Genomic DNA, 13974 nt, shown 5'->3' on the forward strand with positions numbered 1-13974 from the left:
AGAGCCTCGGCGCTCCCTTGCCTGGGGCGAAATCTTTCCTGGGGCGAAGCTATGCATGGAGCGAAACTTTGCCTGGAGCGAAACCGTGCTGACAGAAAAAAGCCCTGACCGGAGGCCAGGGCGGATCTCGTTTCTCGTTTGATCCCAGCTCTGGCCGGATGCGATCAGCTTTCCACTTTCACATTCACGGTGGTGAGTGTCTGGGCCTTGGGTGCGGTGACGGTGAGCAGGCCATCGCGGTAGTGGGCTTCGAGGGCATCACGCTGCAGACCACCGGGGAAGGTGAAGCTGCGGCTCCAGGTGCCATAGCGGAACTCACTGTGCAGGGGGGCCTTGTCCTGGGCTGCGGCAGAGGCCGGGTGCTGGCTGCGGCGCTGGGCGCTGATCAGCAGGGTGCGATCGGTGGCTTTGACCTCGATCGACTCCTTGTCGACACCGGGAAGTTCAAGAATGATCGTGTAGGCCTGGTCGTTTTCGTGCACTTCGGCGGCAGGCACCCGCTCGGCGTTGAGCACTTGCTGCTCGAGGCGCTCGAAAAGATCGTAAGGGGATTGGCGCAGGGTCAACATGGTTGTGTCCTCCACAGATTGGCGGATGGATTGAATTCAGACCCTCTGATTAGGAGAAGGTCGGAGTTGGTGATCAAGGCTGGCTGGATTCACCAACCCACTCACTATGGATGGATTGTTTGCTGCTCCATCCGGCAAGAACCGTCCCATTCGGTTCGGTGTTCATCACCATGGGCGGCCTCCACGACAGCAGGGCCGGAGAACCGTCCTCAGAGCCAGGCCCAGCTGGAAAAGGCGGCGGCCTGGCCAGGGGCATCGCCCGGGTGCTGGCCGGGGCCAGCGGGCAGGTTCCAGAGGCGGGCGCCCTCGATCTGAAAGCGGCGGCCATCGCCGTCGATGCGGATGCCCCGGTAGCCAGAGATGAACTCCTGCTGCAGGACCGTGTTGAGCTGGCGTGCCCGCGCCTGGCGCTCGGCCGGCTCAGCGGTCAGCCGCGACGGCATGCCCACCATCGAGCTCCAGCGATGGCGCCAGAGGCGAAGGGCGGCGGCATTGGCATAGATCAGGCGGGGGTCCGCGCTGCCGTCATGGGCCAGCACCACGGTGGCGGCGACGAAGAGTTCCTGGGCCTGCTGACGTCCGTCGGTGGCGCGGCAGGCGATCAGGGGCCGGCCGAAGTGGCGGCGGTGCGACTCGAGCAAGCCAACGGCAAGTGCAACCGCAGCGGCACTCAGCCAGGGGGCCTGCGGTGGCAACGGCTCAGCTCCCGGCACCCATCGCCTGGGCCATCGCCATCTGACCCATCGCCATCCCCTGGGCCTTGAGCCGGCTGATGAACAGCCGGTTGGCCTCCGGGAACCGGGGCTCAGCCGCCAGGGGCAATTCGCCGGCTTCATCCAGCCCGGTTTCCCCTTCCATGGCCGGGGTGATCACGACCAGGTCGGGATCGAGGCTGGCTGTGTAGGTCCACCAGCGGCTCGGATCGGTGATCGCGCCGTGAACCGGATGGGGCGCCGGCTCGGCCGCCGCTTCCTCGCCACGGGCGGCGGCGGCGCGGCTGGCCAGCAGCTCGCGGCGCCCCGTCGCCAGGTCGGCCAGCAGCTGGCTGCGGCTGCGACCCCGCAACTGGAAGAGCACGAAGGGATCTTCACTGAAGCGATCCCCCATCAGAAAGTAGACGGCACTGATGTGTTTGCAGGGATTGGCCTTGTCGGGGCAGGAGCACTCACTGCGAACCTCCTGCAGCTTGAACGGGAACAGGCGCTTGCCGCTGGCGGCGAAGGCGCGCTCGATGTCCTGGGGCATCACACCGGCCAGCAGCTGCGCCGACCAACGGGCCTTCTGACCGAGCGCTTCGAGCACGAAACCCCAGTCTTCATCGGTGAGGGTGTCGAGCCACAGCTTCACCTTGTAGGGCTCCGCTTCGGTCCCCTGGACCCGCGCATGAACCCGTCTGCCCTCGAAGCGGATCGAGAGCACGTTGCCGGAGCGGGCATAGTCCCAGGCGCGCTCCAGGCGCTTTTTGTAGCGGTAGGAGTTGATCAGCTCCATCCACTGCTCCACCCACCAGGGCTGTTGGCCGAGGCCCAGCTGGCCGAGCTGGGTGGTGATCGGACTCAGGTTGGAGCTGGTCATCGCGGCGTGAGGACGGTGGTTGGCTGAAGGCCGCCACTGCGCTCCAGCAGTTGCACCGGATGCAGCACCGGGATCGGACGGCTGGTGCCCTCCAGATGCTGGCGGATCTGCAGCGTGCAGCCGATGTTGGCGCTGACCGCCAGGTCGGCACCGGTGTTGCTGAGATCGGCGGCCTTGATCCGGCCCAGTTCGGCCGCTTCGTCGGGTTGCACCAGGTTGTAGATCCCGGCACTGCCGCAGCAGACGCCCGCCTCCACCGCTTCCAGGATCCGCACGTGGGGGATCTGCCGCAGCAGACGGCGGGGTTGATCGCGCAGGCCCTGGCCGTGAATCATGTGGCAGGCATCGTGATAAGCCAGACGCAGGGGGCGTTCGGCGCTGGCCGGTGTGCCATCGGCGTGATCGAGCGGCCTGAGCCTGGCCAGAAAGCGCTCGCTCAGCCCCACCCGATCGAGGAACTCCTGAATGTCGGCGACCCGATCGGTGAAGGCGCTGGCCCTGGCGGCCCAGGCGGGCTGGCCAGCCAGGATCTCGTCGAGTTTCTTGAGGGTGTGGCCGCAGCCCGATGCCGCCACCAGCACCGCATCGAGGGGCTCAGGGCCGGCGGCCCTGCCAACCCCGATCACCGCATCGAAGCTCTCGATCAGGCTGGTGGCGAGGGTTCGGGTCTGCTCCAGTTCGCCCTGGTGGTGGGTCATCGCACCGCAGCAGTTCTGGGCCGGGGGGATCACCACTTCGATGCCGTTGGCGCAGAGCAGCCGCACCGCTGCGGCATTCACCTCCGGGTCGAACAGGCGCTGCACACAGCCCAGCACCAGCCCGACCCGGTGGCGCCGTTCCCCTTCGGCGGGCACCACCACCGGGAAGCGATCCGCGAACGCCTCCGTTGCCAGGGGCGGCAGCAGTCGCTCCATCGCTTCAAGCTCCGGACCGAACAGTCGGGTGAGACCACTGAGCCGGGCCAGGCGTTGCAGGGGGGTTCCGGCGTAGAGCCGCAGGGGTTGCAGCACTGCCCGCAGCCGGCCGGGGTAGGGCAGCAGGCGGAACAGCAGGGCCCGCAGGCTGCGCTGCCAGGGGCTGCGCAACTCCACCGCATTGAGTTTGGGGCGGGTGGCCTCGATCAGTTGGTCGTAGCGCACGCCCGAGGGGCAGGCGGTGACGCAGGCCAGGCACCCCAGACAGGACTCGAAATGGCCTGCCACCGTGGCATCGAGGCTGAGCTCGCCGGCTTCGATCGCCTTGAGCATGTGGATGCGCCCCCGCGGCGAATCCATCTCGGTGCCCAGCACCCGGTAGCTGGCACAGCTCGGCAGGCAGAAGCCGCAGTGGATGCAGGGATCGGTGGCGCTGAACGGAACAGCAGCACCGCCCATGGGTTTGGGGCCGACCATGGCGTTGGGGCCGACGGCTGGAGAAGGCATGGCGCTCAGTCTGCCCGGCCCGGGGCCTGCTCAGGCGTTTTCTTCGTCTGGAGAAGGGCTTCGAGCACCGGCTGCTTCAGGCGCCGCACCGCCGCGGCGGTGAGATGGTCGTCGTCGGCCAGTTGCCACTTCAGACCATCGAGAGAACAGCCCTTCGGGCAGATCCACACCATCGGATCGATGAAGCGCACATCACCTGGGAGATTCCGGCTCAGTTGAGCGTTGATCATCCGGGTGGATCGGTCGTCCTCCCGCAGGCTCTCCAGGCAGAGCTCATTCCAGCGGGCGGGGCGGAACCACTCCGGCAGGCAGGTGTCGCGTCCGATCAGCCTCGGACCGGCTCCGAGCAGGATGACCCGCAGATCAGAGGCCCCAGCCCTGTCCGAAAAAGCCTCCAACGCCTCTTTGTAGAGCGCCAGCTTCGCTTCGCTGCCCTGAACCGGCTGTCCGCTTCGATCCAGGAATCCGTCACGGCTGGCCGGCAGGCCGCTGCCCAGGTGACTCAGCTGATAGCCCGCGATCAGAACGGCATCCCCCCGCCGGCCGGCGAGGAGAATCCTGGCCGCCACCTCCTGCTGGAAGCGCTCGCAGCCTGGATCCAGATGGCCGAAGGCGGTGGCCGGGAACGGGCAGCCGGCTTTGGCGAGCAGTGTGATTCCCGCGCCCTCCCGGTGCAGCTCGGCGGCCAGGGGAATCAGGGCAGCGGCATGGCTGTCACCCACCACGAACAGGGTTCGCCCTTCGGCTGCGCCGAGGGGCCCGGGCCCGATTGAACAGGTCTTCGCCATCGCCTCGATCTGAACGGGATCGAGCACATCGTTTCGATCGATCAGACAGGCCGATGAGGTGATGGTGGTGCCGGCAATGCGCTGTTTCTGGCGTTCCTCGGACAACGTGGCCGGCCGCTGGCCGGCATAGAGATGCTGGGAGAGCCCCCCGCTGATCAGCAGCAGCAGCAGGGCGGCGGTGGCGGCATTGATGCCGATGCCGATCAGGATGCTCTGCCGGTTCCCGGGCGCCCATGGCCTGGAGCCAAACGGGGTTTCGATCGTTCGGTAGGACAGCTCGGCCAGTCCCAGGATCAGCAGCAGCTGAAACGGCACACTCCAGGCGTGGATGCCGATTGTCCAGCGACTGAGGACGATGACGCTCCAGTGCCAGAGGTAGAGCGAATAGGAAATCCGACCGATGCGCAACACCGGCGGGCAGGTGAGCAGTCGGCCGAGCAGGGATCGCTCCCGCAGGGTCTGGATCAGGGCGCAGGTCGCCGCCACGCTGATCAGCAGCGGGATCGCACTGTCGTTCTGGGGTGCCAGGATGACGCCGGCCAGCACCAGAAAGGCCCCCCAGGCCAGCCTGCCTTGAAGCACCCAGCGGGCTGGATCCAGCTGTGGATCCTCCCGGGTTGCGCCCAGCAGGCACCCGGCTGCCAACTCCCAGACCCTCGGACCCGTCAGGAAGTAGGCGGCGGAAGCATCAACTTGCCGCATCTGCAGGAACAGGATCAGCGACAGTGCGGCCACCAGGGCCATCGCAAGCCTGAACCGCCTGCGACCTGCCCCCCCGGCTCGGCCCAGGCCCAGCTGCCAGGCTGCCAGGGGAAAGATCAGATAAAACTGATAATCAACTCCCAGAAACCAGGTCTGGGTGAAGGAGTTGAGCTGGCCACTGGCGCCGAAGTAATCGGTCGCCTGCTGGTGCAGGAACAGGTTCGAGGCCCCGGCCAGCGCCAGCAGCCCTGTCCAGAGGGAGGCCGTCGGATCCGGAATCACCAGGCAGCTCAGCAGGCCTGTGACAAGCACACAGGCGGCCAGGGCCGGCACCAGTCGCTGGATGCGCCGGCGGTAGAACGCGGCCAGGAAGGCCCCACGGTTTTCAGCCGGATGCCTTTGTTCAAGCGATCGCGTGATCACATAGCCGGAGATCACGAAAAAAACGTCGACCCCGACATAGCCGCTCGGCAGCAGCGCTGCGTTCAGGTGATTGACGATGACGGCAAGGATGGCGACGGCTCTGAGGCCGTCGATCTCGACTCTGCGAGCGGTCTGGTGGGGAGATCCAGGCATCGCCCGATTCTCCTTGCGGGCGTGGCCCGGGCCAGAGGCCCTCAGCCGCCGAAGTGACGCACCACCGCTTCGGCGAAGCCCGAGCAGCTCACCGGCTCCACCCGGGGTTCCATCAGCCTGGCCAGGTCGTAGGTGACCTCGCCGTTGGCGACGGCGGCGCTGAGGCCGGCGGTGATCAGGTCGGCCGCTTCCTGCCAGCCCATGAACTCCAGCATCATCACGCCGCTGAGGATCACCGAGCCCGGGTTGATCCGATCGAGGCCCGCGTGCTTGGGCGCGGTGCCGTGGGTGGCCTCGAAAATGGCGGCGCTGTCGCCGATGTTCGCTCCTGGCGCCATGCCCAGGCCCCCCACCACCGCGGCGGCGGCATCGGAGATGTAGTCGCCGTTGAGGTTGAGGGTGCAGAGCACTGAATATTCCTGGGGTCGGGTCTGGATCTGCTGGAAGATGCTGTCGGCGATGCGGTCGTCGACCAGCACCATTGATTTCCACTTGCCGTAGCCGTGGCTCTCGCCGATGCTGTCGATCACCCCTTTCACTTCCGCATCCACCGCCGCTTTCTTTTCGGGGGTGAGGCTGTCGTAGCCGGGTTCGATCAGGCGGGCGTTGTCTTCGACGCTGAGGCCGTGGTTGCGCTCCAGGTTGCCGAGGATCCAGCTTTCCCGCTCGGTCACGCACTGGTCGCGGAACTCGGTGGTGGCCAGCTCGTAGCCCCAGTCACGGAAGGCCCCTTCGGTGAACTTCATGATGTTGCCCTTGTGCACCAGGGTCACGTGGCGCTTGGCGCCCTCCAGAGCCAAGGCGTGGCGGATGGCTTTGCGCACATGGCGCTGCGTACCGGCCTTGCTCACCGGCTTGATGCCGATGCCGGCACCCTCGGGGATGCGGCGATTTCCCAGCTTGCCGTTGGCGGGAATCACCGTGTCGTTGAGGTGGGCGATCAGTTCAATGCAGACAGGATCAGTGGCCTCCCATTCGATCCCCATGTAAATGTCTTCGGTGTTCTCCCGGTACACCACCACATCGAGGTCCTGGGGCCGTTTGTGGGGGCTGGGGGTGCCGTCGTAGTAGCGGCAGGGGCGCACGCAGCAATAGAGATCGAAGATCTGGCGCAGGGCCACGTTCAGTGAACGGATGCCGCCACCGATCGGTGTGGTGAGCGGTCCCTTGATCGCCACCCCGAACTGCTCGATCGCCGTGAGCGTGTCCTGGGGCAGGTATTGATAGGTGCCGTAGAGCTCGCAGGCCTCATCACCGGCGAACACCTTGAACCACTCGATGCGTCGCTCACCGCCGTAGGCCTTGGCCACGGCCGCATCCAGCACCCGCTGGGTGGCGGGCCAGATGTCCACGCCGGTGCCATCGCCGCGGATGAAGGGGATGATCGGGTCGGAGGGCACCACCGGCAGGCCGTTTTCGAAGCGGATCGCCGTGCCGTTTTCGGGTGGGGTGAGCTTGTCGTAGGAGGCGGCGTGTGCGATCACCATCGGGGCGTTCAAGCGGGGGTGAAGAGGCTGGAGTTCAGGAGATTCCGGGTGGGGGTTCCTGGCTTTCTGACAACCAGTGCTCGCAGAAGCCGCTGAGACCCTGCAGCATGGTTGGCCGGGTGAGCCTAGGTTCAGCCCGATCCGCTGTTCTGCTCAGGGGAAACCGAGGGGAAATGCCATGAATGCGGCAGATCTGGCCCGCAGCCCGGAGATGGCCGGGGCCATCGCCTCGGCGGCGGCCCTGTTCCGCCGTCAGTTTCCTGATGCCAGGGCCAATCTCACCCCCTGGCGCGATGATCCCGACACCCGGCGTTTCGCCGAGGAGGAGTCGGTGGATCTGGCCTTTCACTTTCCCGGCTGGAGCCCCCGGCTGCAGTGCCGCAGTCTGCTGATCCAGCTGCGCCTGGCCGAAGCGCCCGGCCAGGGGGGCAGCCAGGGGCCACCACGCCTGCTGGGGGTTCTGATCAGTGGCATGACCTTTCAAGGTGAGCAGTGGCGGCTTGCCACCGTCGGGGACTGGCAGGCGAGCGGTCCGAACCTTCCCCAGCCCGAGGTGGTGGCGCTGCTCCAGCAGGTCTGCCGCGACCTGTTCGCCCTGCTGGCCGCGTAACCCTTCGCAACCTTCAGACAGCCCTTGCCCAGCGCCAGCCTTAGTTTGAGCGTTCTCTCCCAGGCTCCCAGCGAAATGGCTGTCGCCCTTGCCACGCAGTTGCGAGAAGGCACCAAAAAGGCCCACACGATGGCCGAGAACACCGGTTTCGTCACCTGCTTCCTGAAGGGAGTGGTCGACAAGGCCAGCTACCGCAGGTTGGTGGCCGACCTCTTCTTCGTGTACAGCGCGATGGAAGAGGAAATCGGTAAGCTCAAAGGCCATCCCGTGGTGGGGCCGATCGCCAGCGATGCCCTCAACCGGCGCGCCACGCTGGAAGCTGATCTGGCCTTCTATTTCGGCGCCGACTGGCGCCAACAGATCCAGCCCACCCCCGGCGCCCAGTCCTACGTGGCCCGGCTTCACCAGGTGGCTGAGCAGACGCCCGAACTGCTCGTGGGTCACCACTACACCCGCTACATCGGCGATCTCTCCGGTGGGCAGATTCTCAAGAACATCGCCCAGAAAGCGATGAATCTGGGCGAGCACGATGGGCTGCGGTTCTATGAGTTCGATGCCATCCCCGATGAGAAGGCCTTCAAGGCCAACTACCGCGAAACCCTCGACCGGTTGCCGATCGACCAGGCCACGGCCGATCGGATCGTGGCGGAGGCCAACCACGCTTTCCACCTCAACATGACCATGTTCCAGGAACTGGAAGGCAATCTGGTGGCGGCCATCGGCAAGGTGCTGTTCGGCTTCCTCACCCGTCGCCAGCGCACCGGCAGCACCGAGGTGGTGGCGGCCTGAGCTTGCGTCCGCTCCGCTTTCTGGTCCCCGGCACCACCGGTCGATTCCGTTGTGGTGGCCTGCAGGTGGAACTGCAGACGGCGCGTCTCACCTCTGAGCTGGTCAGCACCGAACTGGTCACCTACCGCCAGCGGGAGGAGGGTCGCCCCTTCCTCGCTGACCTTCTCCGCCATGAGCCGGCGCCGGGCACGGCCCTCTGGATCGTGAGCTGGGGCTTCGACGTGCCGAAGCTGCTGGGCCAGCTGAAGGGTCGGCCGGTGGCCTACCACGCCCACAGCAGCGGCTATGGCTTTGACCTGCCTGCCGGGGTGCCGGTACTGGCCGTGAGCCGCAACACCCTGGGCTACTGGGGGGATCGGGCACCCCGCAATCCCCTGTTTCTGGTGCCCAATGCACTCGAGAGCCAGTGGCTGGAGCGCGGCGCCCGCCACGACCTGGCCCGGCGACGACCGATCGATGTGCTCGTGCAGGCCCGCAAGAGCAGTTCCTATTTGCTTGATCAACTGGTGCCCGCTCTGCGCCAACGGGGGTTGCAGGTGGAGGTGCAGCAGGGCTGGGTCAACGACCTGGTCGATCTGTTCAACAATGCCGCCGTTGTTCTCTACGACTCCGCCGATTACTGGCGTGGCCGGGGCGTGAGCGAGGGCTTCGGGTTGCCGCCGCTCGAGGCGATCGCCTGCGGCTGCGTGGTGTTCAGCAGCCTCAACCATGCCCTGGCCGATTTCATCGAGCCGGGTGTGGTCGGCCACCAGATCGGTGCCGGCACCCTGGCTGGCGACCTGGAGCGGATCGCGGCGGCGGTGGCCAGGCCCCACAGCTGGCAGCCCGTTGAGGCCAGACGGGCGGTCTTGCTGGCCCAATCGTCCGAAGCCGAATCGCTCTGTCGCTGGGAGCAGGCCCTGACGGCCATCGACGCGCACTGGGATCGGCTGCTGGCGGGCTCACCGGCGCTTCGGCAGCCGTCGCAGCTGCAGCTGCGCACCAGTCAGGCACTCACACGGTTCTCGATCTGTTTCCAGCGCTGGCGTGGACGATCGGTTCTGTGACTGGCTTGTCTGACGAGCCCAGCTAGAACGTGACCGATAGGGTTGATGGATTCTCAGGCAGAGCCATCCATCTCAGTGAGCTTGAGCCTTCCCGTGGCGTTGCAGAGCCAGACCCTGGCCCAACTGGGCCGATTGTTATCTTATTTGCCAAGAAAACGTTTGCAAGGCTTGATTGCCCTGCTTTCCGTCTCCCTGTTGGTGGGACTGTTTGATCTTGTTTTTGTTGGCCTCCTGGCCAGACTGGTTGGTGCGCTGAGCGGCGTGAAGCTTCAGGACAGGATCCCACAGATCTGGTTCTTTGGAGGGGGGATGGCATCCCAATCCCTCTGGATTGTGGGAATCTTGATCACGTTGATCTGGATATCCACTGGCCTCAAGTTTCTGACAGCTGCCCTGCAAAGCTACCTGAGTGCGCAGATCTGGGCTGATTACGGGAACCGCATCTATGCCAATATCCTGATGCAGGATTTTGAGTATTTTCAAACCCAGAAGTCGGCTCACTTGCTTGCCCGTTTGAATCGCATTCTTGGCAAGATTTCAGACGACATCATTCTCCCCCTGCTCACGGTTGTTTCGAGCTCCCTGTCCGTTGGGGTTTTGACGATCGGTGTGGCGGTTGTATTGGGCCCGATCGCCATCATTCTGTTTGTGGCTCTTCTGGCTGCTTATTCATCCGTATCGGCGCTTTTGATCGCTCCTTTGCGCCTGGCCTCGAAGCAGAAATTACGGTTTGCTCTGAGGATCAATTCCCTTCTGATGGAATCGATCCGCTCGATCAGGGACGTTCAGCTGTATGCGGCTGAACAGCGATTCATTGACAAGTTCTGGTCAATCGGAATCACCGGTAAGCGGTATGACAGAATTGCCAAATTGCTACCAGATATCCCGCGCTATATCATTGAGCCGGCGGGCATCACCATTCTCTTCGCGATTGGTCTTCTCCCTATTCTGCTGGATGAAGATCGCAAACTTCAGCAGGCGCTACCTGCCCTCGCTGCCGTCATGTTCGCGGCACTGAGGATATCGGCCCCGATTCAGTCTATTTTCAGGTCGGTGAATCGGTTTCGCGGCAGCCTTCCTGATATTTCAGATGCCTTGCAATTGCTGGATCTGAAATCATCACGGGCCACCCTGCTGAGTCCTGGTACCCCCTCGCCGGCTGGTGTGATGCCGAAAAATACAATCAAACTGTCGAATGTCTGGTTCCGGTATGCCAGCTCGGAAGATTGGGTGATCAAGGGTGTCAGTCTGACGATTCCGATCGGATCCAGAGTTGCTTTGGTGGGGAAAACCGGTGGAGGCAAGACCACAACGGCCCATCTTCTGCTTGCCCTGTTCAAGCCTCAGAGGGGATCGATCCAGCTCGACGGTATTGAGCTGGCCTATGAGGAGATCCCGGCCTGGCAGGCCTGTTGTGCGATGGTACCCCAGGCCATCGTGCTGCTCGATACCAGCATTCGGGAGAATGTTGCCTTTGGTGTGGATGATGCAGACATCAATGATTATGCGGTTTGGGAAGCACTTGAAGCGGCTCAGCTGAATGAGTTTGTCTCGGAGCTTCCCTACGGGCTCTACACCATGATTGGAGAGAATGGCTTGCGTTTATCCGGCGGACAACGCCAAAGGCTGGCTCTGGCTAGAGCTTTTTACAAGGATGCGAAAGTCCTTGTTCTGGATGAAGCCACCAGTTCTCTTGACAACAAGACAGAGAGCAGTGTGCTGGATTCTCTTGAGCTGATCGGCAGACGCTGCACCACGATTGTGATTGCCCACCGACTCAGCACTGTCAGGCATTGTGATCGCATCTACGAGTTTGCCGATGGTCAGATCAGGGCCCATGGAAACTATGAGCAGCTGCAGTTGAGATCGGAGTCATTTCGTGAGCTTGTATCATTAGACAATGGCTGATATCACCCTTCTGTCAACCGCAGATTGGGATCAACTTCTCTGGACAAATAAGCAGCATGTTGCCTCGGAGTTGGCCAGTCTTGGCCACCGTGTTCTTTATGTCGAGTCTCTGGGCCTTCGTGCTCCAAGGCAGCAAGCTCAGGATTTCAGGAGGATCGGGCGCCGCCTGCTGAGGTCCCTGAGGCCACCTCGGCTGGTCAGGCCCAACCTCTGGGTCTGGTCGCCGTTGGTTCTGCCCGGGGTTCGCGGAGCACTGGCCAGGCAGATCAACCGACTGCTGCTGCTGCTTGGCCTGGCCAGTTCACGCCGCTGCTTGAAGCTGCGGCCTGATTGGTTGTGGACCTACAACCCGAAAACGATTGCCTATGGTCTGCCCCATCCCTATAGGACCTTGATCTACCACTGTGTGGATGAGATCCAGGCCCAGCCGGATATGGATGCAGCCGATCTCTCGTTCTGGGAGGAGCAGCTCTGTCGTGCGGCAGACCTTGTTTTTGTGACGTCTCCAGCCTTGCTGGAAAGCCGAATTCAGTATAATCAGAACACCCATTTCTTCCCGAACGTAGCTGATCACAGCCACTTTGCCAGTGCGCTTGATCCTGGTCTGGCCATACCCGATGATCTCGTGGCCATCCCAATGCCACGCATCGGTTTTGTCGGCGCGATCAGCGGTTACAAGCTTGATCTCGACCTGCTCGCCGAGCTGGCGGATCAAACCCCTGAGTGGTCCTATGTGATGATCGGGCCGGTGGGCGAAGGTGACCCTGGCACGGATCTTTCCAGGCTGCGTTGTTGCAGAAATGTGTATTGGCTCGGCGCCAAGCCTTACCCGATCCTACCGGCTTACATGAAAGGCTTGGATGTTGGCCTGCTGCCACTCCGCTTCAACCGCTACACCCATTCCATGTTTCCAATGAAGTTCTTTGAGTACCTTGGAGCGGGTTTGCCTGTGGTGGCTTCGGCGATTGATTCCCTCCGGGATTATCGAACGTGCGCGTTGCTTTGTGAGCCGACTGTGAGCACTTTTCGCCAGGCCCTGCAGAGTTGCCTGGATGGGAAAGGCCCCGATCTGCAGCTCCGCCTTGATACCGCAGCCCAGCACACGTATCACGGCCGCACCTTGGCCATGCTCAGCATTCTGGCGACGGGGATGCGGCAGCAAGGATGGATCTTGCCTTGACCAGGATCTCCCTTCTGCCAACTCAGCCCATCTCCAGGCTCCTGCTGTGGCTTGGCTCGATTCAGATCTATGACGGGCTTCTCCCCCTGATCATTGTTCTCCATTCCTACCGCGATCAGAGCAAGACCGCCCTTGGTCTGATGGTGATCTGGATGGCGATCCGGTTGATCATTCCGATGGTTGCGCAGCATCGTCAGCAGCCATCGCAGCCTCCATTTGAGGCGGTTTTCCTGGCTCTGCTGCTGGTCAACACCCGTGTGATTGTTCTGCGTGAGGATCTGCATGGCCCCACCGACTTCCTGGTCATCGCGATCGGCCTGGTGATTGGTGCGCGTCAGAGCTGGCGGCAATGGCGGATTTCCTTCGGCTGGCTCGCCCTCACTGCCGTTCTGTTGGCCATCAACCTGGTTTGGATGCATCCCGCCACGCTCAGTTGGACCTCCACGGTGGTTCGGGATATCTATGAGTTCAGTTTGAATGGCCATGGTGGAATCAATCGCTTTGCGACGATCTTGCTGTTCGTCACCCTCAGCGCCACATCTTTTTTCTTGCTGAGCTCAACGCGTCTGGCCCGTCTTTATGGCCTCGGCATGGCTCTGATCGGTTACGCGATGTGCTTAAGCACTGACTCGCGGCTGGCCCAGTTGGCACCGCCAGTGGCACTCCTGCTTGGCTGGTTGACGCCCCGCATCTGGCAGGGCTCGACGAAAGCCCTGAGGCTGGCCATTGCCAGTCTGACGACGGCAGGATTGATCGTCGGACTCTGGTGGTTCTATCTGGCCCCTGATGCCCAGGTGAATCAGATCTCCGATTTAGGTCGGTTCGAGGCTGGGGCCTGCTGGTTGTCTCTGATGTTCATGGGAAGGAACCGCTTTCTCTATGGAGTCGGCTTCGGCCCCAAGGCGGATCAGATGTGTGGCTATCTCAAGGGTGGAGAAGGATTCGGCCATGCCCACAACACGATCGCCCAGATGGGTGGCCAGCTTGGAGTGCTCGGCATCATGGCGTTTTTCATCCTGGTTCTGATCGTGCTGTTCGGCCTGTCGCGGCAACGCCTGCAGTGGATGTCCGGGGCTGGTGGGGCCATCGGCATGATCGCCACCAGCCGCTGGATTCAGGTGGTGGTTGGTCTGAATGCTCTGCTGCTGATGAATGCTCTGGCCACCACGATCTATCGCGGGAATCAGGTGAACCAGTGTCTGATTGGTTTTCTGGCTTCCACCTCACTGTGCTGGCTGCTCGCCCCGCCCAGTCCTCCGCTGGCTGAAGGCCTGCCGGGGCCAGCCCCGCTCAGGCACGGCTGATGATCGCGAGGAGCAGGGA

At 63.2% G+C, this 13974-nt stretch carries 12 protein-coding genes; 6 read left to right on the plus strand and 6 right to left on the minus strand.

Translation table 11 applies throughout. From position 1 onward, the window contains the following. Positions 1 to 164: 164 nt before the first annotated feature. From ACXMDY_RS13775 to ACXMDY_RS13800, 6 genes are all read right to left on the minus strand, one after another. A complete protein-coding gene (locus ACXMDY_RS13775; RefSeq protein ID WP_259701858.1) occupies positions 165 to 569 on the minus strand; it encodes an Hsp20/alpha crystallin family protein in 405 nt (134 codons plus the stop codon). A gap of 209 nt (positions 570 to 778) precedes the next feature. Then, entirely contained in the window at positions 779 to 1264 is a 486-nt protein-coding gene (locus ACXMDY_RS13780; RefSeq protein WP_259701859.1) for an MEKHLA domain-containing protein, read from the minus strand. A 4-nt stretch (positions 1265 to 1268) separates the two neighbouring features. Next, the gene (locus ACXMDY_RS13785) at positions 1269 to 2144 is read right to left on the minus strand and encodes an SWIM zinc finger family protein (protein ID WP_259701860.1); all 876 of its coding nucleotides are present in this window, start codon (positions 2142 to 2144) and stop codon (positions 1269 to 1271) included. Beyond that, positions 2141 to 3535, minus strand: a complete 1395-nt coding sequence (locus ACXMDY_RS13790; RefSeq protein ID WP_259701907.1) for a (Fe-S)-binding protein — start codon at positions 3533 to 3535, stop codon at positions 2141 to 2143. The genes ACXMDY_RS13785 and ACXMDY_RS13790 overlap by 4 nt, the downstream gene beginning before the upstream one ends. 35 nt (positions 3536 to 3570) lie before the next feature. After that, positions 3571 to 5631 (minus strand): acyltransferase family protein, encoded by a 2061-nt coding sequence (locus ACXMDY_RS13795; RefSeq protein WP_259701861.1) that lies wholly within the window; start codon positions 5629 to 5631, stop codon positions 3571 to 3573. Positions 5632 to 5672: 41 nt separating this feature from the next. Beyond that, on the minus strand, positions 5673 to 7118 hold the full coding sequence (locus ACXMDY_RS13800) for an NADP-dependent isocitrate dehydrogenase (protein ID WP_259701862.1): 1446 nt from the start codon (positions 7116 to 7118) through the stop codon (positions 5673 to 5675). 178 nt (positions 7119 to 7296) lie between these two features. On the opposite strand from ACXMDY_RS13800, the gene ACXMDY_RS13805 reads away from it, so the two are divergent. The 6 genes from ACXMDY_RS13805 (at position 7297) to ACXMDY_RS13830 (ending at position 13955) form a co-directional block, all read left to right on the plus strand. Continuing rightward, positions 7297 to 7728, plus strand: a complete 432-nt coding sequence (locus ACXMDY_RS13805; protein ID WP_259701863.1) for a hypothetical protein — start codon at positions 7297 to 7299, stop codon at positions 7726 to 7728. Between the two features lie 75 nt (positions 7729 to 7803). Continuing rightward, positions 7804 to 8517: a biliverdin-producing heme oxygenase gene (locus ACXMDY_RS13810; RefSeq protein ID WP_259701864.1), complete on the plus strand. Its 714-nt coding sequence runs from the start codon at positions 7804 to 7806 to the stop codon at positions 8515 to 8517. A gap of 2 nt (positions 8518 to 8519) precedes the next feature. Next, complete coding sequence (locus ACXMDY_RS13815; RefSeq protein ID WP_259701865.1) at positions 8520 to 9563, plus strand: glycosyltransferase; 1044 nt, start codon at positions 8520 to 8522, stop codon at positions 9561 to 9563. 81 nt (positions 9564 to 9644) lie between these two features. Continuing rightward, positions 9645 to 11471, plus strand: coding sequence for an ABC transporter ATP-binding protein (locus ACXMDY_RS13820; protein ID WP_259701866.1), 1827 nt, complete (start codon positions 9645 to 9647; stop codon positions 11469 to 11471). Positions 11472 to 11697: 226 nt separating this feature from the next. Further along, on the plus strand, positions 11698 to 12651 hold the full coding sequence (locus tag ACXMDY_RS13825) for a glycosyltransferase (protein ID WP_259701867.1): 954 nt from the start codon (positions 11698 to 11700) through the stop codon (positions 12649 to 12651). Beyond that, positions 12648 to 13955, plus strand: coding sequence for an O-antigen ligase family protein (locus tag ACXMDY_RS13830; RefSeq protein WP_259701868.1), 1308 nt, complete (start codon positions 12648 to 12650; stop codon positions 13953 to 13955). Before ACXMDY_RS13825 ends, ACXMDY_RS13830 begins: the two co-directional genes overlap by 4 nt. Positions 13956 to 13974 lie beyond the last annotated feature (19 nt).

The organism is Cyanobium sp. ULC082, from assembly GCF_977927535.1.